The sequence below is a fragment of the Sphingobacterium sp. LZ11T8 genome (assembly GCF_024261425.1).
Taxonomy (GTDB): Bacteria; Bacteroidota; Bacteroidia; order Sphingobacteriales; family Sphingobacteriaceae; genus Sphingobacterium.
Genome location: NZ_JANBZY010000001.1, coordinates 729507 through 753181 on the forward strand (window position 1 = coordinate 729507; position 23675 = coordinate 753181).

General features: G+C 41.8%; 18 protein-coding genes. 1 reads left to right on the forward strand and 17 read right to left on the reverse strand.

Annotation, left to right across the window (positions count from 1 at the left end):
* Positions 1 to 55 precede the first annotated feature (55 nt).
* Genes NLF99_RS03125 through NLF99_RS03140 form a run of 4 tightly spaced genes read right to left on the reverse strand, consistent with a single transcriptional unit; the run spans position 56 to position 2318 of the window.
* Positions 56 to 460: a hypothetical protein gene (locus NLF99_RS03125; RefSeq protein ID WP_185212862.1), complete on the reverse strand. Its 405-nt coding sequence runs from the start codon at positions 458 to 460 to the stop codon at positions 56 to 58.
* Positions 444 to 1196: a class I SAM-dependent methyltransferase gene (locus tag NLF99_RS03130; RefSeq protein ID WP_254526678.1), complete on the reverse strand. Its 753-nt coding sequence runs from the start codon at positions 1194 to 1196 to the stop codon at positions 444 to 446. The genes NLF99_RS03125 and NLF99_RS03130 overlap by 17 nt, the downstream gene beginning before the upstream one ends.
* Positions 1190 to 1924 (reverse strand): DUF2071 domain-containing protein, encoded by a 735-nt coding sequence (locus NLF99_RS03135; RefSeq protein WP_185212860.1) that lies wholly within the window; start codon positions 1922 to 1924, stop codon positions 1190 to 1192. The genes NLF99_RS03130 and NLF99_RS03135 overlap by 7 nt, the downstream gene beginning before the upstream one ends.
* Positions 1917 to 2318, reverse strand: coding sequence for a DoxX-like family protein (locus NLF99_RS03140; RefSeq protein WP_254526679.1), 402 nt, complete (start codon positions 2316 to 2318; stop codon positions 1917 to 1919). The genes NLF99_RS03135 and NLF99_RS03140 overlap by 8 nt, the downstream gene beginning before the upstream one ends.
* Positions 2319 to 2501: 183 nt before the next feature.
* On the opposite strand from NLF99_RS03140, the gene NLF99_RS03145 reads away from it, so the two are divergent.
* Complete coding sequence (locus NLF99_RS03145; protein ID WP_254526680.1) at positions 2502 to 3401, forward strand: AraC family transcriptional regulator; 900 nt, start codon at positions 2502 to 2504, stop codon at positions 3399 to 3401.
* 50 nt (positions 3402 to 3451) lie between these two features.
* Here NLF99_RS03145 and gldM read toward each other — a convergent pair whose 3' ends face one another.
* The 13 genes from gldM to NLF99_RS03210 form a co-directional block, all read right to left on the reverse strand.
* Positions 3452 to 4984 (reverse strand): gliding motility protein GldM, encoded by a 1533-nt coding sequence (gldM, locus tag NLF99_RS03150; protein ID WP_254526681.1) that lies wholly within the window; start codon positions 4982 to 4984, stop codon positions 3452 to 3454.
* A gap of 30 nt (positions 4985 to 5014) precedes the next feature.
* A complete protein-coding gene (gene gldL, locus NLF99_RS03155) occupies positions 5015 to 5827 on the reverse strand; it encodes a gliding motility protein GldL (protein ID WP_185212856.1) in 813 nt (270 codons plus the stop codon).
* Between the two features lie 46 nt (positions 5828 to 5873).
* Positions 5874 to 7061: a gliding motility protein GldN gene (gene gldN, locus NLF99_RS03160; protein WP_185212855.1), complete on the reverse strand. Its 1188-nt coding sequence runs from the start codon at positions 7059 to 7061 to the stop codon at positions 5874 to 5876.
* Positions 7062 to 7094: 33 nt separating this feature from the next.
* Positions 7095 to 8381: an SUMF1/EgtB/PvdO family nonheme iron enzyme gene (locus NLF99_RS03165; protein ID WP_185215747.1), complete on the reverse strand. Its 1287-nt coding sequence runs from the start codon at positions 8379 to 8381 to the stop codon at positions 7095 to 7097.
* Between the two features lie 52 nt (positions 8382 to 8433).
* Positions 8434 to 9123 (reverse strand): outer membrane beta-barrel protein, encoded by a 690-nt coding sequence (locus NLF99_RS03170; RefSeq protein WP_185212853.1) that lies wholly within the window; start codon positions 9121 to 9123, stop codon positions 8434 to 8436.
* Between the two features lie 573 nt (positions 9124 to 9696).
* Positions 9697 to 11352 carry a RagB/SusD family nutrient uptake outer membrane protein gene (locus NLF99_RS03175; protein WP_185212852.1) on the reverse strand — a complete coding sequence of 552 codons (1656 nt, stop codon included), beginning with the start codon at positions 11350 to 11352 and terminating at the stop codon, positions 9697 to 9699.
* Between the two features lie 21 nt (positions 11353 to 11373).
* Entirely contained in the window at positions 11374 to 14535 is a 3162-nt protein-coding gene (locus tag NLF99_RS03180) for a TonB-dependent receptor (RefSeq protein ID WP_185212851.1), read from the reverse strand.
* A gap of 465 nt (positions 14536 to 15000) precedes the next feature.
* Positions 15001 to 15975 (reverse strand): hypothetical protein, encoded by a 975-nt coding sequence (locus NLF99_RS03185; RefSeq protein WP_254526682.1) that lies wholly within the window; start codon positions 15973 to 15975, stop codon positions 15001 to 15003.
* 220 nt (positions 15976 to 16195) lie between these two features.
* On the reverse strand, positions 16196 to 17230 hold the full coding sequence (locus NLF99_RS03190) for a glycoside hydrolase family 71/99-like protein (protein ID WP_254526683.1): 1035 nt from the start codon (positions 17228 to 17230) through the stop codon (positions 16196 to 16198).
* A 6-nt stretch (positions 17231 to 17236) separates the two neighbouring features.
* The gene (locus tag NLF99_RS03195) at positions 17237 to 17524 is read right to left on the reverse strand and encodes a hypothetical protein (protein ID WP_254526684.1); all 288 of its coding nucleotides are present in this window, start codon (positions 17522 to 17524) and stop codon (positions 17237 to 17239) included.
* Between the two features lie 60 nt (positions 17525 to 17584).
* Positions 17585 to 18316, reverse strand: coding sequence for a DUF3823 domain-containing protein (locus NLF99_RS03200; RefSeq protein ID WP_254526685.1), 732 nt, complete (start codon positions 18314 to 18316; stop codon positions 17585 to 17587).
* Positions 18317 to 18332: 16 nt separating this feature from the next.
* Positions 18333 to 20300 carry a RagB/SusD family nutrient uptake outer membrane protein gene (locus NLF99_RS03205; protein ID WP_254526686.1) on the reverse strand — a complete coding sequence of 656 codons (1968 nt, stop codon included), beginning with the start codon at positions 20298 to 20300 and terminating at the stop codon, positions 18333 to 18335.
* Positions 20301 to 20314: 14 nt separating this feature from the next.
* On the reverse strand, positions 20315 to 23512 hold the full coding sequence (locus tag NLF99_RS03210) for a TonB-dependent receptor (RefSeq protein ID WP_254526687.1): 3198 nt from the start codon (positions 23510 to 23512) through the stop codon (positions 20315 to 20317).
* Positions 23513 to 23675 lie beyond the last annotated feature (163 nt).

Consider the following 23675-nt stretch of genomic DNA (forward strand, 5'->3'; position numbering starts at 1 on the left):
AATTACACGTCAGGTAGTTGTTAATTATCTGTGAATTAATAAAAGCGTTGTTTTCTTAATTCCCCTTGCTAAAATATCCCCATAAAAAGCTGTAACTGAGGAAAACCCAGAATACAATAGCAACAATATGGATTACAGTCTCCAATCTTCTTCCTTTCCATAAGGATGATGGGTATATAAAAAATTGAAAAAACAGCCTTATCAGCCAGAAAAGCCCTAAACCTAAGCAAATCTTCCTTCCTAATTCAGTTTGTAACAGATCTTCTGCAGATGTAACACAAAGCAGCCCCATCAAGAACACTGTAAGCGCAATAAAAAAGGTGTGCACTTTCATCATCGATCTATTGATCTGCTGCAGAGGGGCCAGGTCTTCCTTCCAGCCAAAGTACTTCGGGAATATGACATGGATGCAGGATAAGAGTATCAATAAGTAACCAATAATCTCAATTTGGAGTTCCATTCGGTTTAAGTTTAAATATGGAGACAAATTTAGTTGTTTTCAGTTCTTCCGTCACCTTTAATCCAGCAGTGGCAAAGCAGGTCTCCCAATTGCTTTTCGGATAAAAGTGCATAAATCCGATGTTATAGGCCAAAAAGTTTGGAACATCCCTTAAATGCTCCATAATAATAATTTCACCCCTAGCATCACAAACCCTTGCTAACTCTTTCAGAAAGGCTATCCGCTCATTCACATTCCTGATCTCATGTGCGGAAAAGATGCAGATAACCTTATCAAAGGAAGCCTCTGCAAAAGGAAGTTCTTCTGTCTTGACTAGCAGTGTATCTTGACTGGATGGATAAGCCTTCCTCGCCCTCTTTATGGAGAGCTCGGTATGTTGTAATGGGTCATAGAAATCCGCCTTCTGCAAAATAATGTCGGGGAATTGCTGCTTCAGGATGTCACTGGTCTCATCAAATCCAGCACTGATGTTTAGGACCTTCAAGCAATTTAGATCACCAACCTGTTTTAATTCATATAGGCCGGAAAGATCGTATACATAGTAGGAAACCAGTAAAGTGACCAAAACCTGTGCGAATGAAAGGAGAACAAGAACATAGATAATAAGCTGTAGCATTCCACTGCTCATTGCCCCCCATATAAGCAACAGCAGAGCGACAACAAATAATATGAAGTATTGATGCCAGTTAAAGCGTACGATATTCCAAACTCCTTGAAAATTTGTCCTTGTTAGCATGGATCAAATACTCCTTTCTTCCAATAATATGGAACATCACGGATCTCAAAGGCATTAGAGAGTTGAATATGCTGAAAGTTAAAACGATCAATGAAATCAAAATCGGCAGTGATTAATTCAATGGGTTGAGCAGTCCAGTTCTCCCTCACGCCTTCAATTATCAAAACTTGGTTCTTTGTTTGATCGATCTCAAATGTAAAGGGTAATGGCCCTACAAAACGTCGAGCTTCTTTCCATGAGGGAAATACAGAGTTGACGGGGAGTTTCATCTCGCCATCAGTTTTTCTTGAATACAGCAGGGTAAATTTTGATTTATCGGATTGTATTTCAACTTGATGACCTTCTATTTTTTGTGAAATATCAGTGGTGGTATAAGCATAACGGGTAAAGAGATTGCCTAAGAGCTCCATTTTCAATTTATTGGTTTCAGATTTAAGGATATAGAGACCGCGCAGGTTTTTACCGGTACTGGTCTGATATCTTACAAAGATTCTATAGCCTATCAGAAAGAAATCATTCCCTAGAAACTTGGGAAATCCCTTTGGTCTGAGATCCTTGGTCTTGACCATTGCTATCGTCAAAAAGCCCCATTTATCTTCATATAGATCCAGTGTCAATGGCTTAGGAACATATTTTTCCAATTCTTCTTTAGCAACGGCAAAGGTCAGGATCGTTGAGCTCTCAAAATAAGCTTCAACCGCAAAGGGATGATTTTGGAAGTTAAGCAATTCGGTTACTCCTTTCCAAACCTGCTTGCAGAACAAATTCCTGGTAGTAAATCAATGCTGCCAAACAGAATGCAAAGACAATGTTGAACCTGCCCCAGAGCAACATATGGGCTGCAAGAACAAACTCCATGATATTCATGCTTACAATCAAAAGGATCTGGGCAATAGCACTCAGCCGGCTATATTTCCTTGAAATTATCCAGATAGCCATGAACACTTCAGAAATTCCGATAGCAATAGTCAGAGGTCTTGCATAGGTCTCTCCCAAGATCTCAGCGACGATCTGTTGATGCCTCGGTACCAGGTTCAATACCTTACAGAATAATCCGTTGATTAACCAAACCAACGAAAAGCAAAGGACCAGAACCTTATTCCAAAATCTAACTCTTTCCATGTATATCGCTTGTACTATATCAGTATGATGTATAACAGCCAATTAAAAATAACATATTTTATCCTCCTCGCCTATACACATTATATCTACTACGGTTTTTAATACCATTTTTACTGATTGAATAGCTACCTTGAACTAAATCATCCTAGGATTGTTATTTTCGACTAGAAAAACATGGTAGCTATGCAGGACATTCTAATCTTTGACCATATCAGCGAATACAACGCTTTCAATAATAACAAAACCTTACATCCGTTGGTCAGTGTAATTGACCTGAATAAAGCTGATGTTAGGACCTTACGAAAAATGAGGTATGACTTTTATTTAGTTTTCCTGAAAAAGATCAAATGTGGCGATCTGCGTTATGGTCTGGAAAACTACGATTATGAGGAAGGCACCTTGATTTTTATTTCACCGGGCCAAGTCATCGGCGAGAATGGAACTGAAGCCTATAAACCTCAGGGATATGCCCTTGCCTTTCATCCGGACCTGTTGGCTGGTACAAGTCTAGCTAAACGCATGAAGGAATTACATTTCTTCTCCTATGCCGTGAATGAAGCTTTGCACCTATCCGAAAAGGAAAGAAATATTATCTTGGACTGTTTTTCTAAAATAGAATATGAACTGGAGCAGAATATGGACAAGCATAGCAAACAGCTCATCGTGTCCAATATCGAATTGTTCTTAAATTACTGCGAGCGCTTCTATGACCGCCAATTTATCACAAGGGAACATGTCAACAAGGGAATCTTGCATCGCTTTGAAGAGCTCTTGGATGAGTACTTTCACTCTGATAAACCAAAACTCTTGGGAATGCCTTCCGTATCCTTTTGCGCTGATCAATTACATCTATCCGCAAATTACTTCGGGGACCTGATCAAAAAAGAAACAGGTAAATCTCCACAAGAATATATACATCAGAAGTTGATCAAGGAAGCAAAAGATCTATTGTTTGATCGAAATAAGAGCATCAATGAGATCGCCTACGATCTAGGCTTTAAGTATCCTCAGCACTTTTCCCGGTTTTTCAAGAATGCCGTTGGAAATAGCCCGAATGAATTTAGATCTATCAATAGCAACTAAACAGCGTATAAAACAAAGATGCCCGATAATCTCGGGCATCTTTGTTTATGTTAGTTAGCTGTTAAAGCTACTGCATTCAATTGTCTTGGGGTACCATCTGGTCCTACGGCAATTATATTATCAAAAATAACGCGGGAACCTGGGGTGATACCATTCAAAGCTGATTTCATGGCAGAACTCAATTTCCCTCCTGAAGTAGAAAGGACAATGGCATCTGCACGTGGTTTAGCAATGATCAATGAGAATTTTGTTACTCTAAAAGAAGCATCAAAATCGAAGTTATCCAGTTTAGCGAAGATAGCATTCTGAGCTTTGATGGCCACAGTTGCCATTGCTCCGCCCGTTTTACCTGCAAACTGCGCAATTGGATCTGGAATTCTTTTCACACGGAACTCCGTTGTACTCAAGGTCTGGGTTTTTCCAGGAGCAACCTCAGCTGAAACAGAAATCCTTGCTGTCCCCGGAGAACTCACCTTTACATTGTATTTTCCACCCGAACCACTGATGCTACCTCCAGCCATGCTGACCTTGATCTTATTGGTCGGAGTTCCTGGAGCTGAAACCGAAATAGGGTTAGTTACTCCGATATATAGTACGTTCATTTTATCTGGCGATACCACAGCAGATGGTCTTGATACCTGATAAGTCTGTTGAGGGGTGCGATATTCCTTGATCGAACCATCAGTCTGCTTCACCTTGATCACACCTGACCAAGTAAAGATCCCTTCCTGATTCGTAGGAACACGGTAAACACCTTTTCCATCCACTACCTCCAGATTATTTCCATTTACCGAAATTGCCGGTTGCGACTTGGAATCCGAAGCCGTCAAGAAGACTTCAGCTGAATAAGGTTGGCCTTGAACCAAGTAAGAAGTAGGAGCTACAGCTACTGCAGCAAACTTATCCAAGTTCACTACCGCCTGATCCATTTTCCCTAAGATCAATTTCACCACATCCGACTCCGCATTTTGTGCATCCGTTTGGATCTTCGTCAAAATGGTCATGGCTGCCGTCAAGGGCGTACCACTTCCAAAGTTGATCTCTTCCCATTTGCGCTTTCCGTTCACTGCTTTTTCAGGGTCACTGGCTTCCAGAGAGAAAGAAACAGATTTCTGTTCTTCCGGAGTCAATAGCGCCAATAACTTAGAACGGGTACTGTTGATCTTCTCTTTCAGTTCTTCCCCTTTTTTCTGGTTGATCATCAAACTAGGGGCGATATCTTCATTCTCGCGCATCTTCAGGTCACCGGTTTTTTCATCATAGCCGCCACCTTGTTTTACGAAATCCTCTTTGATACCGTTGATGTACTGGTTTAAGTCGTTGATAATTGCCTGTGCATTCTTAGCCTTATCGTAAATAGGTTTTGCCCTACCGGGTTCATCCTTTAACTTGGTGCTTTCAAATGCTGCGAACAATTGCTGGACAGAGTTATTTACGTTGGATTTTGAAGTCTCCAAACTGTTGTTGATATTCTTAAAGGCATCCAATATTGAATCGGGTACATTTAATGCGAGCAAGGCAAGTAACACGAGATAAAGAATGTTTATCATCCGTTGCCTTGGCGTCTCTCTTCCTAATGCCATATTTCTTTTTTAAAATTTTACTTGGATGAATTACACTCGAGGCTGGTTCATAGCGCTCAACATATTGCCATACACCGCATTCAGTGCGTTGAGGTTTTTCGCTAATTTGTTTACCTCGTCTTTGAAAGCTTTGGAATCATCCAAAGATTCATTGAAGTTTTTCATTGTAAAACTTAAATTCTCATAGAAATGGTTCATCGACTGTAAGTGAGAAGCCGAATCACGAAGTTCTTTTTCGTACATCGTATTCAACTGGCGCAAGTTGGAAGTCAGGTTCTGTACTTGCTCATGATAGCCGGTTGTATCCGTGTTGGTATTAGCCATGGCTACCAGGTTAGCAGAAGCTTTCTCGAAAGCTACACCTAAGTTGTCAAATTTGCTGGTCGCAGATCTCAACTTCTGGGTAAACTCATCCGTAGCCAGGGAAACATCGCTGATCCTGTTGATGGCAGACACTTTTTCACCAAAATCGCGCAAACCTCTTCCAAGGTTCTCAATGGTAGCAGGCTCAATATTTGCATCTGCGAACATTTTATCCAAGGCTGCAGTTGCAGAAGGTCCTTGCGGAGCATTCACCACCTGTGCAGATCGCACCGGCAATTCACCTTGAAACTTTTCATCCAATTCAGGATACACTCTTGACCAATCTGGTTCTTGAGGTGGAGGATTGAAACCCATCAAAAAGAATAGAATTGCTTCTACCGTCAGACCTAATCCGATCATGTAATTTGCCCATGACCCTCCTAGATGAAGGATTTTAAATAATACACCGATAATTACGATACTTGCTCCCCAAGAAATGGCAACATGTAGCCATCTTGAATTGTCTTTCTTTCTACTCATAATGTAAATTTTGCTAACCCTGTATAAGTGGGATGTTTATTGGATTCTAAAATTGACTTTCTTCGTTATAACTTCCTTCTTCCGTGGAGGAGCCTTCCTCCGTGCTGCCTTCCTCGGTACCACTTTCGGTTTCTTGATTGTTCTGCTCACTCTGTTTCAACAATTCCTCCAACTGCTGCTCACTTTGTTGCTGCTGTTGGTTTTGTCTTTGTTGGTGCTGCTGCTCCATCAATTCCTTTTGTCTCTTCTGCTCTTCCTCAATCTTCAGGTCTTGTTCATGACCTTCCAGGTTTTCGGCTTTCACACCTTTAGGCGTAGTCCACAATTTCTTTTTATAAGAGTCGAGCTTGTCTTCCAGCACTTGGGAGTTATCGGTTTGCAAACTGTCCGTTCCCGCAAAGGTTGCCTGTTGCAACATGCCGGGAGAAGATTCACGGACAATCTTGCTGGCAAACTTACGCTGCACAAATAGGTCGTCCATGGTCATATCATAAAGGCCACGGTCGGGGTCAGAAATATCAACTTTGACTAGACTATAGCGCAACTGAGGGAAATACAACCAGAAAGCTGGTGTAGAACCTACCGAAGTCGCCAATTCCGAAGAAGTAGTAATGTCCATCAAAGGAGCAACACCAATGATCCTAGTTTCTAGGCGACCACGCTGTTTATCAAAGAAGATGTCCTCCTTGATCCTGAATTTGGTTACACGTTCCGGATTAAATTCATTCAAGGTCATCCTTGAATCAATCTGGTTACCTTCATCATCAAAGATTGGCACCAATACCGAATCGGCAAACCTTGCCATACCCTCACTTGCCGAAAGCTTCCCTTTGAAGGAATCATCCTCAGGGTTGTACGGCGTCAGTTTACCTGTTTCTATACCTTTCATGATCACTTCCATCAAGGAATTCCCAGGAACGGCATAGATAAAGTTACGTTCATCCTTCAGGTCAATATCCCGCCATACCCTTTTGTAAAACCTAATGTTCTTCAGGTTTACCTCCGGATAGGCAAAAGGGACAGCATCTTCCAAGTTGTTCACTTGGTAAAAGCCATCTGTAGTCGGTATCGTGTCAGACAGGATCTCTCCCTGCGGTACTTGCATCGTAGAATCATCCCGCATTTGGATTACTGTCTGGTTAATTACGGTGCTATCAGGTATCGTATCGATACTTTGTGCCATTATTGGAGATATTCCAAACGCCATGGCCACTACCATCATCCAATTTTTCATTTTAATAATCTTTAAATCGTTCACAGATTGATGTTAATATTTACGGGTCTTGCTCTGTACTGTTGGCAACTCGAATGCCGACATCACACATCTAAACCCTATATATGAATGTGGTTCATAATCCACTGAATAGTTTCTGGTTTCGCTGTTCAATTGCTCACCATTGTCTTTCCAAGATCCACCACGAACAACTTTTCTCTTCAATGCATCGGCATCCTGTTCATCTGCATCATAAAGCAATACTGGGTTCAGGTCGTTCACAAACGCAACAGCCGAAGGCGAATATGCATCCAGGGTCCATTCTGAAACATTACCAGCCATGTTGTACACACCGAATTTATTAGGCGTATAAGATTTAACCGGCAAGGTAAATGTTGCACCATCCCTAGAATAGGTACCCTCACCCTGTTTATAGTTTACAGCCAGTTTCTCTTTTCCATCATTACCATCAATGGTCATTTTCGTCCCTGCAATCGTATCGCGAGGGTCGATTTTACCTTCTGCAGCATATTGCCACTGGGCTTCCGTAGGAAGACTGAATGTCAGTTGGTAACCGCTCAAGTAGGAATTTTTCATCAAGTTGGCCATCATTTCCTTACCTCTCCAATCCGAATAGGCACGAGCCTGTCTCCATGAAACGCCGACTACGGGATAATAATCAAAAGATTGGTGGGTGAAATAATTGGCATCTAGGGAGGTTAATTGGGCATTTGGAAAGTCTCTCGACCAAATGTCTTCTGCTGTAACTACCGAAACTGTATCCGTCACATATTCTTTTTTCAGGTTGCCTTTGGTTTTCAAAAAGGAGAAACGGTATTTGATCACTTCCGGATTCAAGGCCCTCGTCGAACCTTTCATCTCCAACATGGGAGCAATGCGCTCGGCGATGGTAGGATCTGAACTCATCCAGATAGGAGAAATACTCCTTACCTTTTTCCAGTTAATTCGCCTTCCTTCACCGCTTTCACTTGCGATATCCAGAAAATACTGGTCATCCTGCAAATAATCAGTAACTGCGATCGAATCCGCTACCCAGTTTACGAACTGGCGATATTGCTTGTTGGTAACTTCAGTCTCATCGATAAAAAAAGCACTCAAACTGACGTTCTTGCCCACATTACCGCTGTCCAAAGAACCTTTGAACAAGATTGTTCCCGAAGGGATATACACCATCCCCGGAGGAGCTGGCAATTTTCCGCCACGGAATGCAGATACTTTTGGGGCTTTGTAAAAATTGTTTGAAGAGTTACAGCCTGTAATAGCAAAAACAAGCAATAAGCAAGCTGCAGTATATATTCGATTTAGGAATACGCTATTCATACTTTCCATTGTTTAATTTTATAGTAGTTGAAAATGATTGATTTAGGAATGCTTATTTACGCTGAAACAAAGCATATTTAACCCCTATTGAGATATAGCTATAGTGATCTTGTTTACTGTTGATCACACCGTCCAGATTGTCTTTGGTCGTGATCGTATGTTGGTAGTTCAAGTTGATTGCCCATTGCGGACCATACAAGCCTCTTCCAATTGGAAAATCAACCCCTAGGTTGATGGGAACCACAAATTGGAAACCATCCAGATCCTGTGAAATTTCACCACCCTGCCCAACAACAGCATTTGCATAATTAGGATCGATGTTGTTTTTAATGTTGTTTTTCACAACTCCAGCACCGGCACCTAAATAGATGTTTGCAAGGATTTTGTGGAAAGGATCTGATTGGAGATTATAATAGCTATAATTATCCGGTAGGTTCATAAATTGACCAATCCTAACCTTCGCATTCGCATTAAATGCATAGTAGTCATTCTTAAAAGTACTGGCATAACCATTCCCTCCTAAAGCACCTTTTTCTGCATGAATACCGGCCGAAATAAAGGGAGTAATCAATCCATCCACATCAATATGACCCGCTAAATTAGTTTCGACATTCGCCAAGTCGGTCAGATTGATCGTAGGCCCCGCTCCAACACCAACACTAATCGGACGAGAGAATTGTGCTTGCGCTGATTTAAAACCACAAACTGCAAATAATAGTAAAGAAAAAATAGTTTTTTTCATGTTAAGAATTCTTGTTAGCAATACAATACATTATTATTTAGACGAATTTTGAGGCCCTTTATTATAAGTTCAATAAAAATATAGGCTCAAAATTATTAAGTCGTAAAATTTTACCAGCCTTTCTTGTCACAAGAATCTTACCAAAAGATGTTAAACGAAAATTGCAACACCCGATTCATAGCAAATTTTTCCTTTCAGAAAAACGCAAAAATACGCACCACAAGTACACTCAGATGACATTTTGAAACATATACGTTTAAACATATATTGACCTAAAATTATTTTACTTTTTTTATTTAGGACAATGATTCACATGTTGGTTTTTAATATTAAAAATTTAAATGTTCAAACTGCTATCCATATATCGCTTGAGAATCGACAAATAAAAGATAGAAAAGCAATGCGCATAAATATTGGGATTTTCGATAGGCTATGGACTCGATTTTTAATGCCATTCATATTGGATAAATTAATAGCTATTGGATAAACTTTTACCGATACACAACAAAAAAAGAGGCGCCCATTCGGACACCTCTTTTGCATTATTTATTGATTAACTATTATTGACTACTCTTAGTAACCTGGGTTTTGAACAAGTACGCCGTAAGACAAGTCCATTTGACCCTGAGGTACAGGCATCAAATACAATTTATTGTCCCAGATACGCTCTTGCGCCAATGAGTTTTTCAGGTTATAGATATTCTTCATCACATCAGGTGCAGTTTTCCAACGACGAATATCCAAATAACGCATACCCTCCAATGCTAACTCCACTTTTCTTTCCTGACGGATTGCATTTCTAAGGGCTTCCTTGCTAGCGTATTTTGTACGGTCTAGCTTTGGCATTCCCGCACGCTCACGGATCTGGTCAATGGCAGCATAAACCGTTGCATCTGGTCCAGTAGCCTCATTTTTCGCCTCTGCGTAGTTCAAAAGAACTTCAGCATAACGGATCAAGATCACGTTTGCATGGTTATCCAGGTTATCCCTATTCGCCTTCGTATCCACCATTTTCCTGAAGTTATAGCCCGTTTTGGACATATTGCTCGCTCCATCCACCCAAGAGTACTTATATCCACCATCGATGGTCAAAGCATTCCAAGGCGCTGTTTCAAATAGAATGGATGCATAGAAACGAGGATCCCTGTTTTTGTATTCCTGAAGGAAAGCTGTTTTGTCCTTGTCTGCATATCGTTGAGCACGCTCTTGGTTACTCGGTGCAGTAACTGCTTCCCCAGTCTTGAAGTTCTGGTAACTGTTTACCAGCTCCTGTGTCGGCGTCAAGGAACTCCATCCACCTACTCCACCTTCTAATAGATAGGTGTTTAAATAGTTTGGCTGTGCCTGTTGGATATATTGTCTTTCCAGGATAACTTCCGAATTACCTTCATTAGCTTGATGGAAAATCCCCTCATAGCTACGCAAAGCCAATCTGAATTTCTCTTGTTCTGCTGCATTAGCGAAATCCACCAACTTACTGTAATCGTCTTTTTGGTCAACCTCAGCTTCTTGCGAAGTCTTGAATAATTGATAACCCAGACCCATTACTTCCTGTGCCGCTGCAGCAGCTTCCGCATACTTCGCTTCATTCAGGAGAATTCTTGATTTCAAGGCCAAAGCTGCACCTTTTGTAATTCTACCTTTCTCATTGGATTTACCTCCAGAATAAGAAGTAGGAAGGATTTTTGCAACCTCATCCAATTCTTTCAGCACAAAAGAGATTACCTCATCTTTGGAAGATCTAGGAACGTTCAGTTCCTCTTCCGCAAAGCCCAAAACCTTTGTAATCAATGGAACTCCGCCAAACTTGCTAGCCATATTAAAATAACGGTAAGCACGCATAAATCGAACCTCTGCTTTAAAACGGTTCTTTAAGGTCTCGTCCATGGTAGCCTTGTCCACATTCTCCAAGAAATAGTTGGTCTTACGAACAGTCTCATAATTCCAACCTGCGTTCAAGGCTGTACTTACGATTCCTGAAGAAACCGAAGTTGCAGTGCTCTCCCAAGGGTATTGTGCATGCGCAATATCTGATGCTCCATCCTCGTAGATGATACCATCCCCTGGCAATGTTGCGTATATTCCGTTTACCGCTAGGTAAACATCATTTTCAGTTTTCCAAAAGGTCTCTTCTGATACGGAATTCAATGGAATCCTTTCCAAGAATTCATCCTTACAGGATGTTAATGTAAGGGCTGCAAATAGACCGATATATATAAATCTTTTCATTTTTCTATTAATAGTTGCTGGTTAAAAATTAGCATTCAAACCGATAGAGAAAGTTTTCACCCCTAAGAAGCTCGCTCTTCCTGAACCTGTTTCTGGATCATAATCTGATAATCTCTTATCCGCCATGAACGTAAATGGATTATTTGAGGACGCAAACAATCTTAGGTTAGACATTTTTGCCTTTTCGATCAATTTCTTGTCGAACGTATAACCTAAGGTAATGGCACGGATCCTGAAGTAATTTCCACTGAACAACCAGAAATCTGAAGTGATATAGTTTTGCTGAGCATCACCCGTTAATGTGATACGAGGGAATGGCGCAGTTGCCGAGTTGTTCTCCTCTGTCCAACCTTGCAACCATTCTTTTTTGATGTTACCACCGTTGAAGAAAGGATGTGCAGCCTCTTGCTCAAAGTATGTTTTCACACCTCCTACACCGTAGGTAAGTACGTTCAGGTCAAATCCTTTGTATGATGCATTCACGGCAAAACCGTAGTTGAACCAAGGCACATCATTACCTAAGATCGTTCTGTCTTTCGGATCTAATACACCATCACCATTCACGTCTACATATTTGATATCTCCAATCTTGGAGTTACCAGCAATACTTTTTTGGCTAGGGTGGTTGTCGATTTCCTCCTGAGAGGTGAATAGACCTGCTGATTTATAACCATAGTAATCACCAACTGATCCACCAACGCGGTTGATGTAATAACCACTCACGATTTCATCTCTACCTGTACCTAGGTTAATGATTTCGTTCTTGATCTTAGAGATGTTTCCTGAGATCGAGTATTTGAACTCCTCGCCAACTTGACCATTATAAGTGGCAATAACCTCAATACCTTTGTTCTTGGTTTCACCTTGGTTAAAGTAAGCTGCTGTTCCCCATCCTGAAGTAGCCAAGAAAGTAGGTTGCAACAAGATTCCTTTTGTGTTCTTGATATAGTATTCAGCAGTCAAATTAACCTTGCCATTGAATAAAGTAGCGTCCAAACCTACGTTTGATTGATATACTTTTTCCCAAAGGGCACCTCTGTTTACCGCTGCTGTCTGTAAAGCACCGTCAACCGGCACACCATCAAAGCTGTATAGTGAACTAATCCTGATCAAGTTGAAGTAGTTACCGATTGCAACCGCATCTTGGTTACCCAATGAACCCCATGAACCTCTTAATTTCAAAGCATCAATCCAGTTCACGTTTTGCATAAACTGCTCCTTATCAATACTCCATCCTGCTGAAATAGAAGGGAACACTGCTCTACGAACCTCTGGTGCAAAGCGTGAAGAATAATCTATACGAGCGTTTGCTTCGAATAGGTATTTCTCTTGATAGTTATAGTTGAAACGCCCAAAGAATGAACGGATAGACCACTCATCTTGAATCGTTCTGTTCGCTAGTCCGGTTCCATCGCTACTTACGTCAGTCTGTGCGGAAGAACCATTGATGATAGTTTCTAGATCGTTGTTCACAAAGTTTTTACGACCTAAGAATGCTTCTCTATATGTGTTAGACTCTTGGGTGACACCGGCAGTAATCTTACCATAGTGATCATCAAAGCGTCTTTCATAATTTGCCAATGCCTGAAGCAATAATTCTTCACGTTTACCCCAGTATTCTTTCATCTCATTGATAGGAACTGCTGTAGACGGTAGAGGCTTTTGCGTTAAGAAGTCCGTCAATGGATCCAGTCTATTGATGAAATCCCAGCTATTGGTATTTGTATATTTCAAGGATACCAATCCATCCAATGAGAAACCTTCAAATGGAGTCAAAGAGGCATTACCTGCCAATTGCAAGTAATTGTCCCTGTTTCTTCCCTGTCCAGCTTCTTGGATATTTCTCAATTGGTTGTTCTTTGCGATGGTTGCATTGGTTACACCATTTGAAATGGTTCCATACTCCCCATTGGACTGCTGCATTACCGTCATAGGCAATGCTCTACCCATTTCAACCCAACTGATTTCACCACCTTGACGGTCGTAATCCTGTTTTAAGAAAGAGATATTGGTTCCAATTTTCAATAGGTTTTCAATTACGTCACTCTGCGTATTCAACTTGATGTTGATACGGTCCTGTTTCATTCCGGGAACGATAGAGTTTTGATCGAAATAATTTAAGCCTAAATAGTAGTTGGCCAATTTTCCTGGCGCATTCACATTTAAGTTAACATCTCTTTGTGGAGCAGATTGGTCTATGATCTCGTCAAACCAATTGGTATTCGGATACATGTCCTTATCAGAACCTGATCTATATTTTTCAATGATATCATCGGTAAAGATCGTTTGCTTGCCGGCATTTTTCATCGCACGGTTGTACAGTTCGATATATTCCAATGAATTAGCAAAGTTTGGCAGGAAAGTCGTGCTTTGCCAACCTTGGTTTGCGGAAAATCCGATGATAGCACGTTCACCGCCACCACGTTTTGTCGTTACCAAGATAACGCCGTTTGCTGCACGGGAACCATAAAGAGAAGCTGATGCTGCATCTTTCAACACCGACATGCTGCTGATATCTGCAGGGCTGATTGCTGCAAATTCCGCTCCTGATGCAGGGATACCATCGATGATGTACATCGGTCCTGGAGAACCTAGGTTTGAACGTCCGCGGACGGTTAAGGTCGCATTGTTACCTTTTTTAGGAGCCATTGGTCTACTGATAACCGTAATACCTGGCGAAACCCCTTGCAATGCATTCTGTAATGAGGTTACTGGGCGCTCCGCTAATTGTTTTGGCGTTACGGAAGCTACCGAACCTGTTAAGTTCACTTTCTTTTGGGTACCAAAAGCAACCACGACAACCTCGTCAATATCTTGGTTAGAAGAGCTTAATTGTACATTGAGGGTAGTCGACTCTACTACTTTTTCTTGGCTTGCATAGCCTATTGCAGTAAAGACTAACGTCTCTCCGAGGGGTACTTGGATCGAAAACCTACCGTTTTCATCTGTTGAAGTCGCAACTCTGGAATTGTTCTTCAGTGTTACGGTGGCTCCAGCTAGTGGTCCGTTTTCATCCGAAACCGTACCATTTACAGTTTCTTGATTTTGAGCAAACAAAGGGCTTACGTCAAACTTAGGCGTTGTGGCAAATCCATAATTCGGCATGGTGATTCCGAGTATAAGAGCTGTAGCTAAGTGGTAAGATTTGTTTACTAATAATTGCTTAGTAAACCTTTTTTTCATTATTAACAGTTATTATTATAAAGTTTAGATTGGTTTAAAATAATTATTAAATTAATGTTGCTAAAATATTACCAGCACTCAAACGTTTGCGTATTTTATGCAATCGGTTGTTTTAATATTGAAATTAATTTAATTTTAAACTAAATATTATACACACCCCTAACAGCTAAAACCATAACCACCTATATATCAACAAAAAGCTGATTTATCGCGCTAGAATTCTGATTTTGAAAGGGAATGCTAAAAAAGAAAACTGAAAACTGCTAATTTGCTAATCTTTTGGGAAAATTAGTTTCATTTTTGGGAACTCATTCGAGACATATTCGAGACTCATTCGAGACACATTCGAGACACGCTCGAACTGGACTTTCCCAATCTCAGATGTTTCTCGAACATCTCTCGAATATGCCTCGAATGAAACCCCTATTTTTTGACAAAAAAAGGCTTAGCAATACCGCCTTTTATTTACTTCTTATTGAAGGTTAATTCCTTGAAGGAATTCTCATTTTTAAAATGGTCATCCACCCAAGTTGGCTTCAGTTTAAATTGAGTTCCAGAAACAATATTGAGCGTTCCTTTCATGATGGAATTTCCCTTAAAGAATAATTCCATGGTTCCTGAATTTGAACTTTGACCGGTATATTTCCAAGATCCTAAGGTCTTGATGGTTTCCCCGTCCACTGGTCTCCATCCTGGGGTTGCTCCACCTGAGCCAAGATAGGTAATCGGATAGAAATTGATAGATCCATTCGAATTTAACTCATAGACTTGGCTTATCATTTTAAAATTCCCGTCCTGCGCCGCTATGGCTTCCCACTTACCAACTAAGGGCTTGTAGACATCTTCGGCTTTTTGCATATTGGAATATTTGCGGCCGCGATCAAAGCCAAATTGGTCCTTTACAGAACCATTGGGGTTGTAAACCGTAAAGTCTCCGTCCAATTCGCCAATGGAGTAAGCTCCCTGTGCCAGGGGTTTATCATTGGACGCCCAAAGGGCTTTGCCATGAAACATGTAGGTATTGGTGTTTTCAAGCTCGGAAACATTTACGGCAAAATGCAATTGATTGTTATCTACGCGGTAGTATTCGTAAAAGAAAAGCAGAACCGGTGTCCCCTTGAAATATTTGCGGTCTTCCCAGTAATTGCCGGTCTCGTCATCATTAGGAACGATGTCCCTACCCAGCAAATCTCTTTTTAGGTAGTAGACTGCCTTACTCTTTTCTACCTGTCTTAGGTTCTTGTCCACATATACCTTATCCTCATTTTTCACATATTCTCCAAAGGTGGCAAAACTGGTGTCGAAGCCCAGCTGTAGGTCAGGTTGGACTTGATTATCCGGACTTGCATTGGAATCTTTGGAGCAAGACATCAGTTGCAGCAACATGGGCAACATCAGGAATACCCAAAGCTTGGGCTGCATAATTATTAAAGCTTTCATATCAGTGCGATTAGTGTACCATGGATTGGATACAAGTATGAAATTAGAGCTTTCAAAAGATTGTTTTATTATATAAAGCCTTCAATAGCTGACACATTTATATAATTTGATTAGGCTTTTTCGATAAATTAAATAGGCTAGAAAAAAGAAAAGCGAGCATTGCGCTCGCTTTCCAACCATCTATATAATAACTAACAAACCAGCTATTCTCAGTAAAAATCTAAGGTCTTACAGGTCTTTCAGCGGTGTAACCGGTTCCACCTTTGATCCATTTTGCGGACTCTCCTGTCAACCATAGGTAATGATCCGTTGGCAGGTCGTTTTCAATGCCGACAAACCTGAATTTGTCACCATTTAGTGGCGTATCCTTTTCTCTTGCAGATTTAAAAATGGCCGTACCCTCATCGATTTCATCAAACATTGCAACATACAGAGACATAGCTCCTGCTGAAATTGCATTCGACATCTGCTTCCAGATGAAATCACCCTTCAATCTTGGGATCTGATAATAGAGTTCAGGCTTTTTCTGCAAATTCCCCCAACTAAAACCTGGGAATACCAGTGGCACATAATCGACCTTATTCTGCGCGGCCCATTGCATATCCTCTCGTACAATATTAGGGTTGAAATCTTCCATTTTGTAACGGCCAACTGCCCATGGCATGATGATATCTGCTTTTTTGATCAAGGCATGTAGTGCTGGGTCTGGTTCCGTATCTCTATCTAACGTACGCCAGTAGTAAGGAATACCTAGCATAATGGATACTTTCTTCTCACCAGCCTTCAGTTTATCTACGAGTTTATCTACATCCTGAATGCTATATTGACGATCGTCACTAAAGCCTACTCCCCAAATGGACATCAGCGGTTTGCCATTATGCCACAGGTAAGTTGGATTGGCCTCTTTGTCATAAAGTTTATGGGTTTCTACCAATTCCTTCCAATCTTGTTCCAAGGCTGCAAAGTCTTGAGGCACAGATCCGCTCAGGTCATACATGATGCTGATGGCACGACCATATTTTTTGGCGGCTTTCAATGCACTGGTCAAGACCTTGTTGAAATGGGCTTTGCCAGAAGGGTTACTTGGTTTTACCTCGCCCAGGAAGCGCTGCATGTGGACACCATCGATTCCATAATCCTTCATCCATTTAAAATGTAGATCAATGGTTTCTTCGTCATTGGAACTGAATAGATAGGCATCGGATCCGTCGGCAAATTTGAAAGGAGATTTATACTTCTTGGTATATTCGGTCATGTCTGGTCAGAAATCCACCTTGGTCACCCCAGGTTCGAAAACATTATTGTCGCCCTGATAATGATACCAGCCTCTATTAGCGCCATCACCTTCCGCATTGAACCAGCCTTGGTAACCCGCCATCACCAATCCTTCATACTTCGGGTACAATAAACCTGAAGTGTCGTATCCATCTGTGGAATCTACGGGATTAGGTTTTTCGGGTTCTTCCTTTTCTTGATTGGTCGTTGTCTTCGAACAGGCACTGAACATCCCAATGATTAGGGCTAGCAGGACCATGTTTAGTCTTTTCACATTAAATGTCATAGCATGTAATTTTATTGATTAGCAATTATTAATTAATCCATTCTGTCCTTAAGGGACCTTTATTTCAACTACTTCTGAATAGTTGAACTTTTCAAATGTATCACGAACTTTTGCTCCCATACGGAAGTAATAGGTGTATCCGGATTTCAAAGGTATATCATTGATGGTATAGGTTTCTTTGCCAATACCATTAGACATATTACCGATTTCTTCCCAGTTTTTATTGATCAGAATCCTAAATTCATCTTTGTAATAGGCCTCGATGCGGCTACCTGCACCACAATATGGCGTCAAGCTCAGGAATGGACGCACCTCGATCACCTGAGGCAATCCTTGAGGAATTGGGGCCTCCAAGGTACAGGAAACATCAATTTTATTTCCTTCCTTCAATACAAATTTTGCATTTTTTATCTTCAGATATGGGGTCACATTGAAGTCTTGGTTACCGGATCCACTCAGTTTGAAATCTGTAACAATATCTGCTGGCCAAAATGCCCCTGCATAAGGTTGCATGGAATAGGTGGCTGAAAACAGTTTATTGTTGATAAAGGATCCATCCTGCTTCACGGCAAGGTCTTGGGGAGCAGGGTTCTCGCCATAACTGGTCTCCAAGAGACGGATGGCAAATTCACCAGGCCCAGTTAAAAAGGGCTGCCCCGTAGTTTTGTCCAATACCTTTCCAGAAAGGGTGGCATTGGGCGCTTCAAAATTATCGATATCTGCACAGGAACTCAGCCAAAAGACAGGGAGCACCGTGAATAGTAAGAATATCTTTTTCATGGTCATTCTCATTAGATTAATAAATAGGATTCTGAGGATATAAATTTGGATTCTTGTTCAACTCTCCACCCGGAAGTGGTTCGTAATACCATTTCTTCTCAAAATTGAAGGTCTTGTTCCAAGGCTCTCTTTCTTTGATAAAGATGTAAGAATTGATCCTTTCGCCGTTTGGCTTGTATTTCAACTCATCCAATACCAAATAAGGCATGAGTGAATTCGGCACGAAATTGTTCAGTTCCACATCCGCAATTCTCCATCTTTTGATATCCCACCAGTGATGGTTTTCAAAGCATAGCTCCCTTTCTCTTTCCTCGCGGATAAACTGCAGGTTGCCATCCAATGGATAACCATATTTATTGATGTTGGCAGCTGTAGGGTTGTATGCGTAAGGTTTAGCACCAGCGCGATCACGGACCTTGGCGATATAGGTAAAAGCTTCCGTTTTCAAGGCTTCATTGGATTTCAACAAGCCTAATTCATATGCCGCTTCTGCCTTGTTCAGCATAATTTCAGCCAAACGGATAACCTTCCAAGGCTGGGTACTGCTATAAAACTTAACCTCCTTGGTGGACATTTTGTAGTTGATGTATTTACGGACATAGAACCCAGTACGGCTATTATTTGCATGCCCGTCTTTCCACATACCATGCTCTCCGGTGACTCCAATCTTGGTTCCCTTATACGTGTACTGTGTATTTTTCGGGCCGGCCAAGATTCTGTTGGCTTCACTGTTGATAGGAGCTGAATTGGAACCCATCTGCGCATCGCTAGCTTTGCCAGGAAAAGAGACATAAAGCCCACGCAACATATCAAAGCTTCTCTTTTCGGCACCTTCACGTAGTTCCATTCCAGAGAAATAAACGGTTGCACGGAGACGAGGTTCTGCATCGGCATATAAGGCTTTGCGATCGGTATACCGGATAGGTGTACCTGAAGCATCATTAACCGGCAATTCACCAAACAGTTCAACGATATTGTAAACTGGGTATGCCATAGATTCTGCATCACTTGAAAAGGTTGGGTTAGGGAGCAAAGTCGCATCATAACTATGTTTCAAACGGGTTCCATAAGGTGCCGTAATATTGTACTGTTTGATCAATATGTCTTCAGGACTGTTATCATCGATAAACACGTCAACATAGTTCATCTCCTTGTCTTCTGGTTTCTTGTTGTATAAAGAATAAGGTCCATTAAGCACTACTGTTGCGGCATCATAAGCTTTTTGATAGAACCATTCAGCTTCCTGTCTTGGGATACCGACAAAGCCTTTGCTTGCTGCATCGCCCTGCAAGTTGGAGTAGAAACCATATTTGGCAACGCTCGCCGCGTATAACATTGCACGGGACAATAAAGCCGCGGCTACATACTTATTCGCCCTCCCTTTCTCAGAGGTACTGGACATGTTATCTACAGCAAACTGTAGGTCTTCTTGGATGAACTTATAGACATCTGCTTCTTTGTTTCTCGGAACCAATAGGGTTTCCTTTTCCGCTTGCGGATCTTGGACATCTTTTACGATTGGCACTCCACCATAGCGCTTTACCAATGCGAAGTAAAAGAATGCCCGCAGGAAATGAGCTTCGCCAAGGATATTATTATATCCATCCTCAGAAAAGTTCTCTTTGTAGGTCGGCAATCCTGCAATAAAACCATTGACGTTCCGGATACGGTCATAAGGCCAATAGCCAAAACCTTGAGCACCAGCAACGCCCCAGAACTGTCCGGTCATCTCTCCAGATATAGCAGCCAAGATATCGGAGTTCACCCAATAATTGTCCCAACGGAAACCTCTTTCAGGGTGGTAAACAAAGTCTTCGATGGGAAGATGGCTATAAATTCCGGAAACAAATTTCCTAGCACCATCTTCATTTCCGTATAAGGCTTTCTCGTCCAATACACCTAGAGGTTCAAGGTCCATCTTGCGACAGGAACCCACTAGAACCAGTAGTAGGACAGCCAATATTTTTGATAATGTAGTTTTCATAATGTCAATTAAACTTAGAATTTAATGGATGCACCAATGTTATAGGTCTTGTTCAATGGGTATTTGTAGGTATCCACCATGTGTGATGATGAGCCTCCTTCTGACCCAGGGTGTTCAGGATCTGAATATTTCATCCCTGTCCAGGTCATCAGGTTATATCCACTAACATAAAGTCTGAAGCTCTTCACTTTAATGGACTCCAACCATTCTTTCGGGAAGGTATAGCCCAGTTCCAAGGTTTTCAACCTGAGGTACGAAGCATCTTGGATAGCACGGGTACCCTCGGCCATTGGGGATCCTGTAGAAGGATAGTAACCTGAAATCCATTGTGTGTTTGGATTGAAGAGGTCTGCATTAGGGTCTACCGGTCTCCAACGATCCAAGAATTGGGTCAATGCTCCTCCTTGGAATTGCAATGGCGCGACTAGAACCTCTGTATAACGGGTATAGACTTTATTTGCTCCTTGGAAGTTCATCGATAGGTCTGCCCCTCTCCAGGATGCACCGATATTGAAACCATAATTGATCAATGGCATATTGAAGGTTGCAATCGGGTGGTCATCATTTCCATTGACAAAACCATCGCCATTCCAGTCTTTGTAATAGTAATCGCCTGGCAAGGTTCCACTACCGACCTGTGTTGGGTGATTATAGATCTGTTCGTAAGATCCGAACTGACCTACATATTCATTACCCCACCAAATATCCTTGTAGCGGTCTGCATAGCGGTTTCTCCAATGGTCGTAGGAGTTTCCTGCAGGGGATTCGATCCTGTTTTGGAATTGGCTCTTGGTGGTTGAAACCTGTGCATTCACAAAATAATTGAAGTCGTTGATCTGATTGCGGTGGGTCAAGGAAACCTCGTAACCAAAGGTACGGTCGCTTTCCAGGTTTTCCTGAGGCAGGTTTGCTCCTACAGTTCCCGGAATCAGGTCCAAGCGGGTGGCCAATAGACCATCGCGATAGCGATTGAAGTAGTCGAAGGTCATGCCAAACAGACCATTCCATAGATCGACATCCAGACCAATATCGGCAGTTTTGGAGGTATACCAGGTTAGGTTCGGGTTAGGAATAGCAGTTGGCAAGGCGCCACTAACGATATCCTGTCCAAAGATCCAGCCCAGGTTATTCGGATCCAATGCAAATCCGACAAAGGTGGAAGGGTAGTTACCAGCGGAACGGTCATCCCCAAGGACACCATAGGAACCACGGATTTTTAAGTTGTTTATAAAACTGAAGTTGTCCTTGATAAAGTTTTCCTCACTGATCCTCCATCCCACTGAAGCTCCAGGGAAGAAACCCCAGCGTTCATTTTTAGGAAATTTGGAAGAACCATCATAACGGAAACTGAATTCAGCTAGGTATTTCCCTTTAAAATCATAATTGAATTTACCCACAAAACCTCTTGCGGTACGCTCGCCAATACCTTCCATATCGGCCAATTGGTTTTTAGCCTCTCCAGCAAAAAGGTATTCGGAATTGACCTTGATCTCGCGTTGGGCATAGAAACTATCCCATTTGTTGTATTCCTCGACGAATAATAGTAATCCGGAAACATTATGTCCAACACCAAAAGATTTGTTGTAGTTCAAGGAGAACTGCATCAGGGTATGTGAATCAGGATAGGCAGAACGGCGTACGGACGATGGAGAGTTTTTCTCGTGGGCATCATAGCGTTCTGGTGTTATGACTTCGCCATTCGGACCCAATACTGCAGGTGTGTAGCTGTACAATGGGTAAGATTTTTTGAAATCGGTATTATCGGTGTATTTGAAATCGTAGTTATAGGTACCTTTCGCGACCAATCCATCTACATACGGGATTTTGTACTCTAAGGAAAGGATACTATTGAATTGTTTTCTCAAGAACTTTCTATAACCGGTTTGTGCGGCATCCGTTACGGAGACAGGATGTTCGTTGTCGATCATGTCAAAGTTCGGGTACATTGGGTTATTGTTCAGGAAGATTGGGATATCTGGTCTTTGTCGCCAAGCTTGCTTATAAACTGCCCACATATCTGTTCTAGGCTGATTGGTCTCATCGGCATAGCCACCAAGGTCCAAGGAGGCCTTTAGGCGATCTGTGATCTTGACATCTACATTGGAACGGAAGTTATAGCGATTGTAGTTTAAGCTCTTGCTTTTGTATGAACCCATCTGGTCCATGTAACCTAAGTTGAAAAAGTAATTCACCTTTTCAGAACCTCCATTGACGGTCAGGTTATGTTGTTGTTGCGGCGAGGTTTTATCAAAAGCCGCGTCAAGGAAGTTGGAAGACTGCTTAGTACCGTCTTCATATTCTTTGATGCTGGCATCGTCCCATGTCGCGGGCAATTTGTTCGGGTAGTTGTTATTGAAATTTCTCCAAAGCTCTTCGTTCCTCAAGCGTCTGAAGTCGGCTGCACCGACCGTATTGGGTACATACAGGAACTGTTGGAAACCACGGTTATAGGAATAGCCGATTTCGAAACCTTGATCTGCACTGGCTCCCCTGCGGGTGGTCACGAGCAATACCCCATTCGCCGAACGAACACCATAGACCGCAGCGGATGCATCTTTCAAAACAGATACGCTTTCGATCTCATTGGCATCCATTCTGGATAGATAATCCTTGTCTCTAGGGATACCATCGACTACGATCAGGGGCTCGCCCATACCGCGGATATCGATATTGGATTCAAAAGCTCCAGGCTGTCCGGTCTGTTGGGTGATACGGACCCCCGGAAGCTTGCCCGTAAGCATGTTTACGACGTTTTCATTTTTGGTAATCGTAATCTCCTTATTGGTCACAGAGGATACGGCTCCAGTAAGGGTCGCTTTTTTCTGCGTACCATATCCAACCACCACGACATCTTCCAAAGTGGTATTGTCATTCGGCAATTCGATCTGAATATTGGAATTGTTCTCGACTAGGACTTCTTGACCAAGATAGCCCACATAAGAAATAACCAAGCGGTCACCCGGAGAAACGGCAATGGAAAACAAGCCTTGGGAGTCCGAGGTGGTACTGATGCCAGTCTTGGTGTTTTTGATGGTCGCCCCAGCTAAAGGTTTTGAGTCGGTTGATTTTACTGTACCATTGACATTCCTTTGCTGACCGAATACGGTACCTAAGGATAACGTCAAGACTGGTACTATCGCCAATCGCCAGGATAATTGTTTGAACCGCCTGCCCCAATAGGATGAGCAGGAATTGATGATTTTTAATCCCATAATTTAATTTGTTGAAAATTGGTAGTCACTCTTGATGTCGCCATCAAGTATTAAAATAGGTGTCGATACGACCTTTAGTTTCTAAAACCGAAGGCTCCAGTTGGATTAGGTATCAGGCAGGATAAAGGTTTCTTGCTTTCGTCTCATCGTTTATAAATTGATT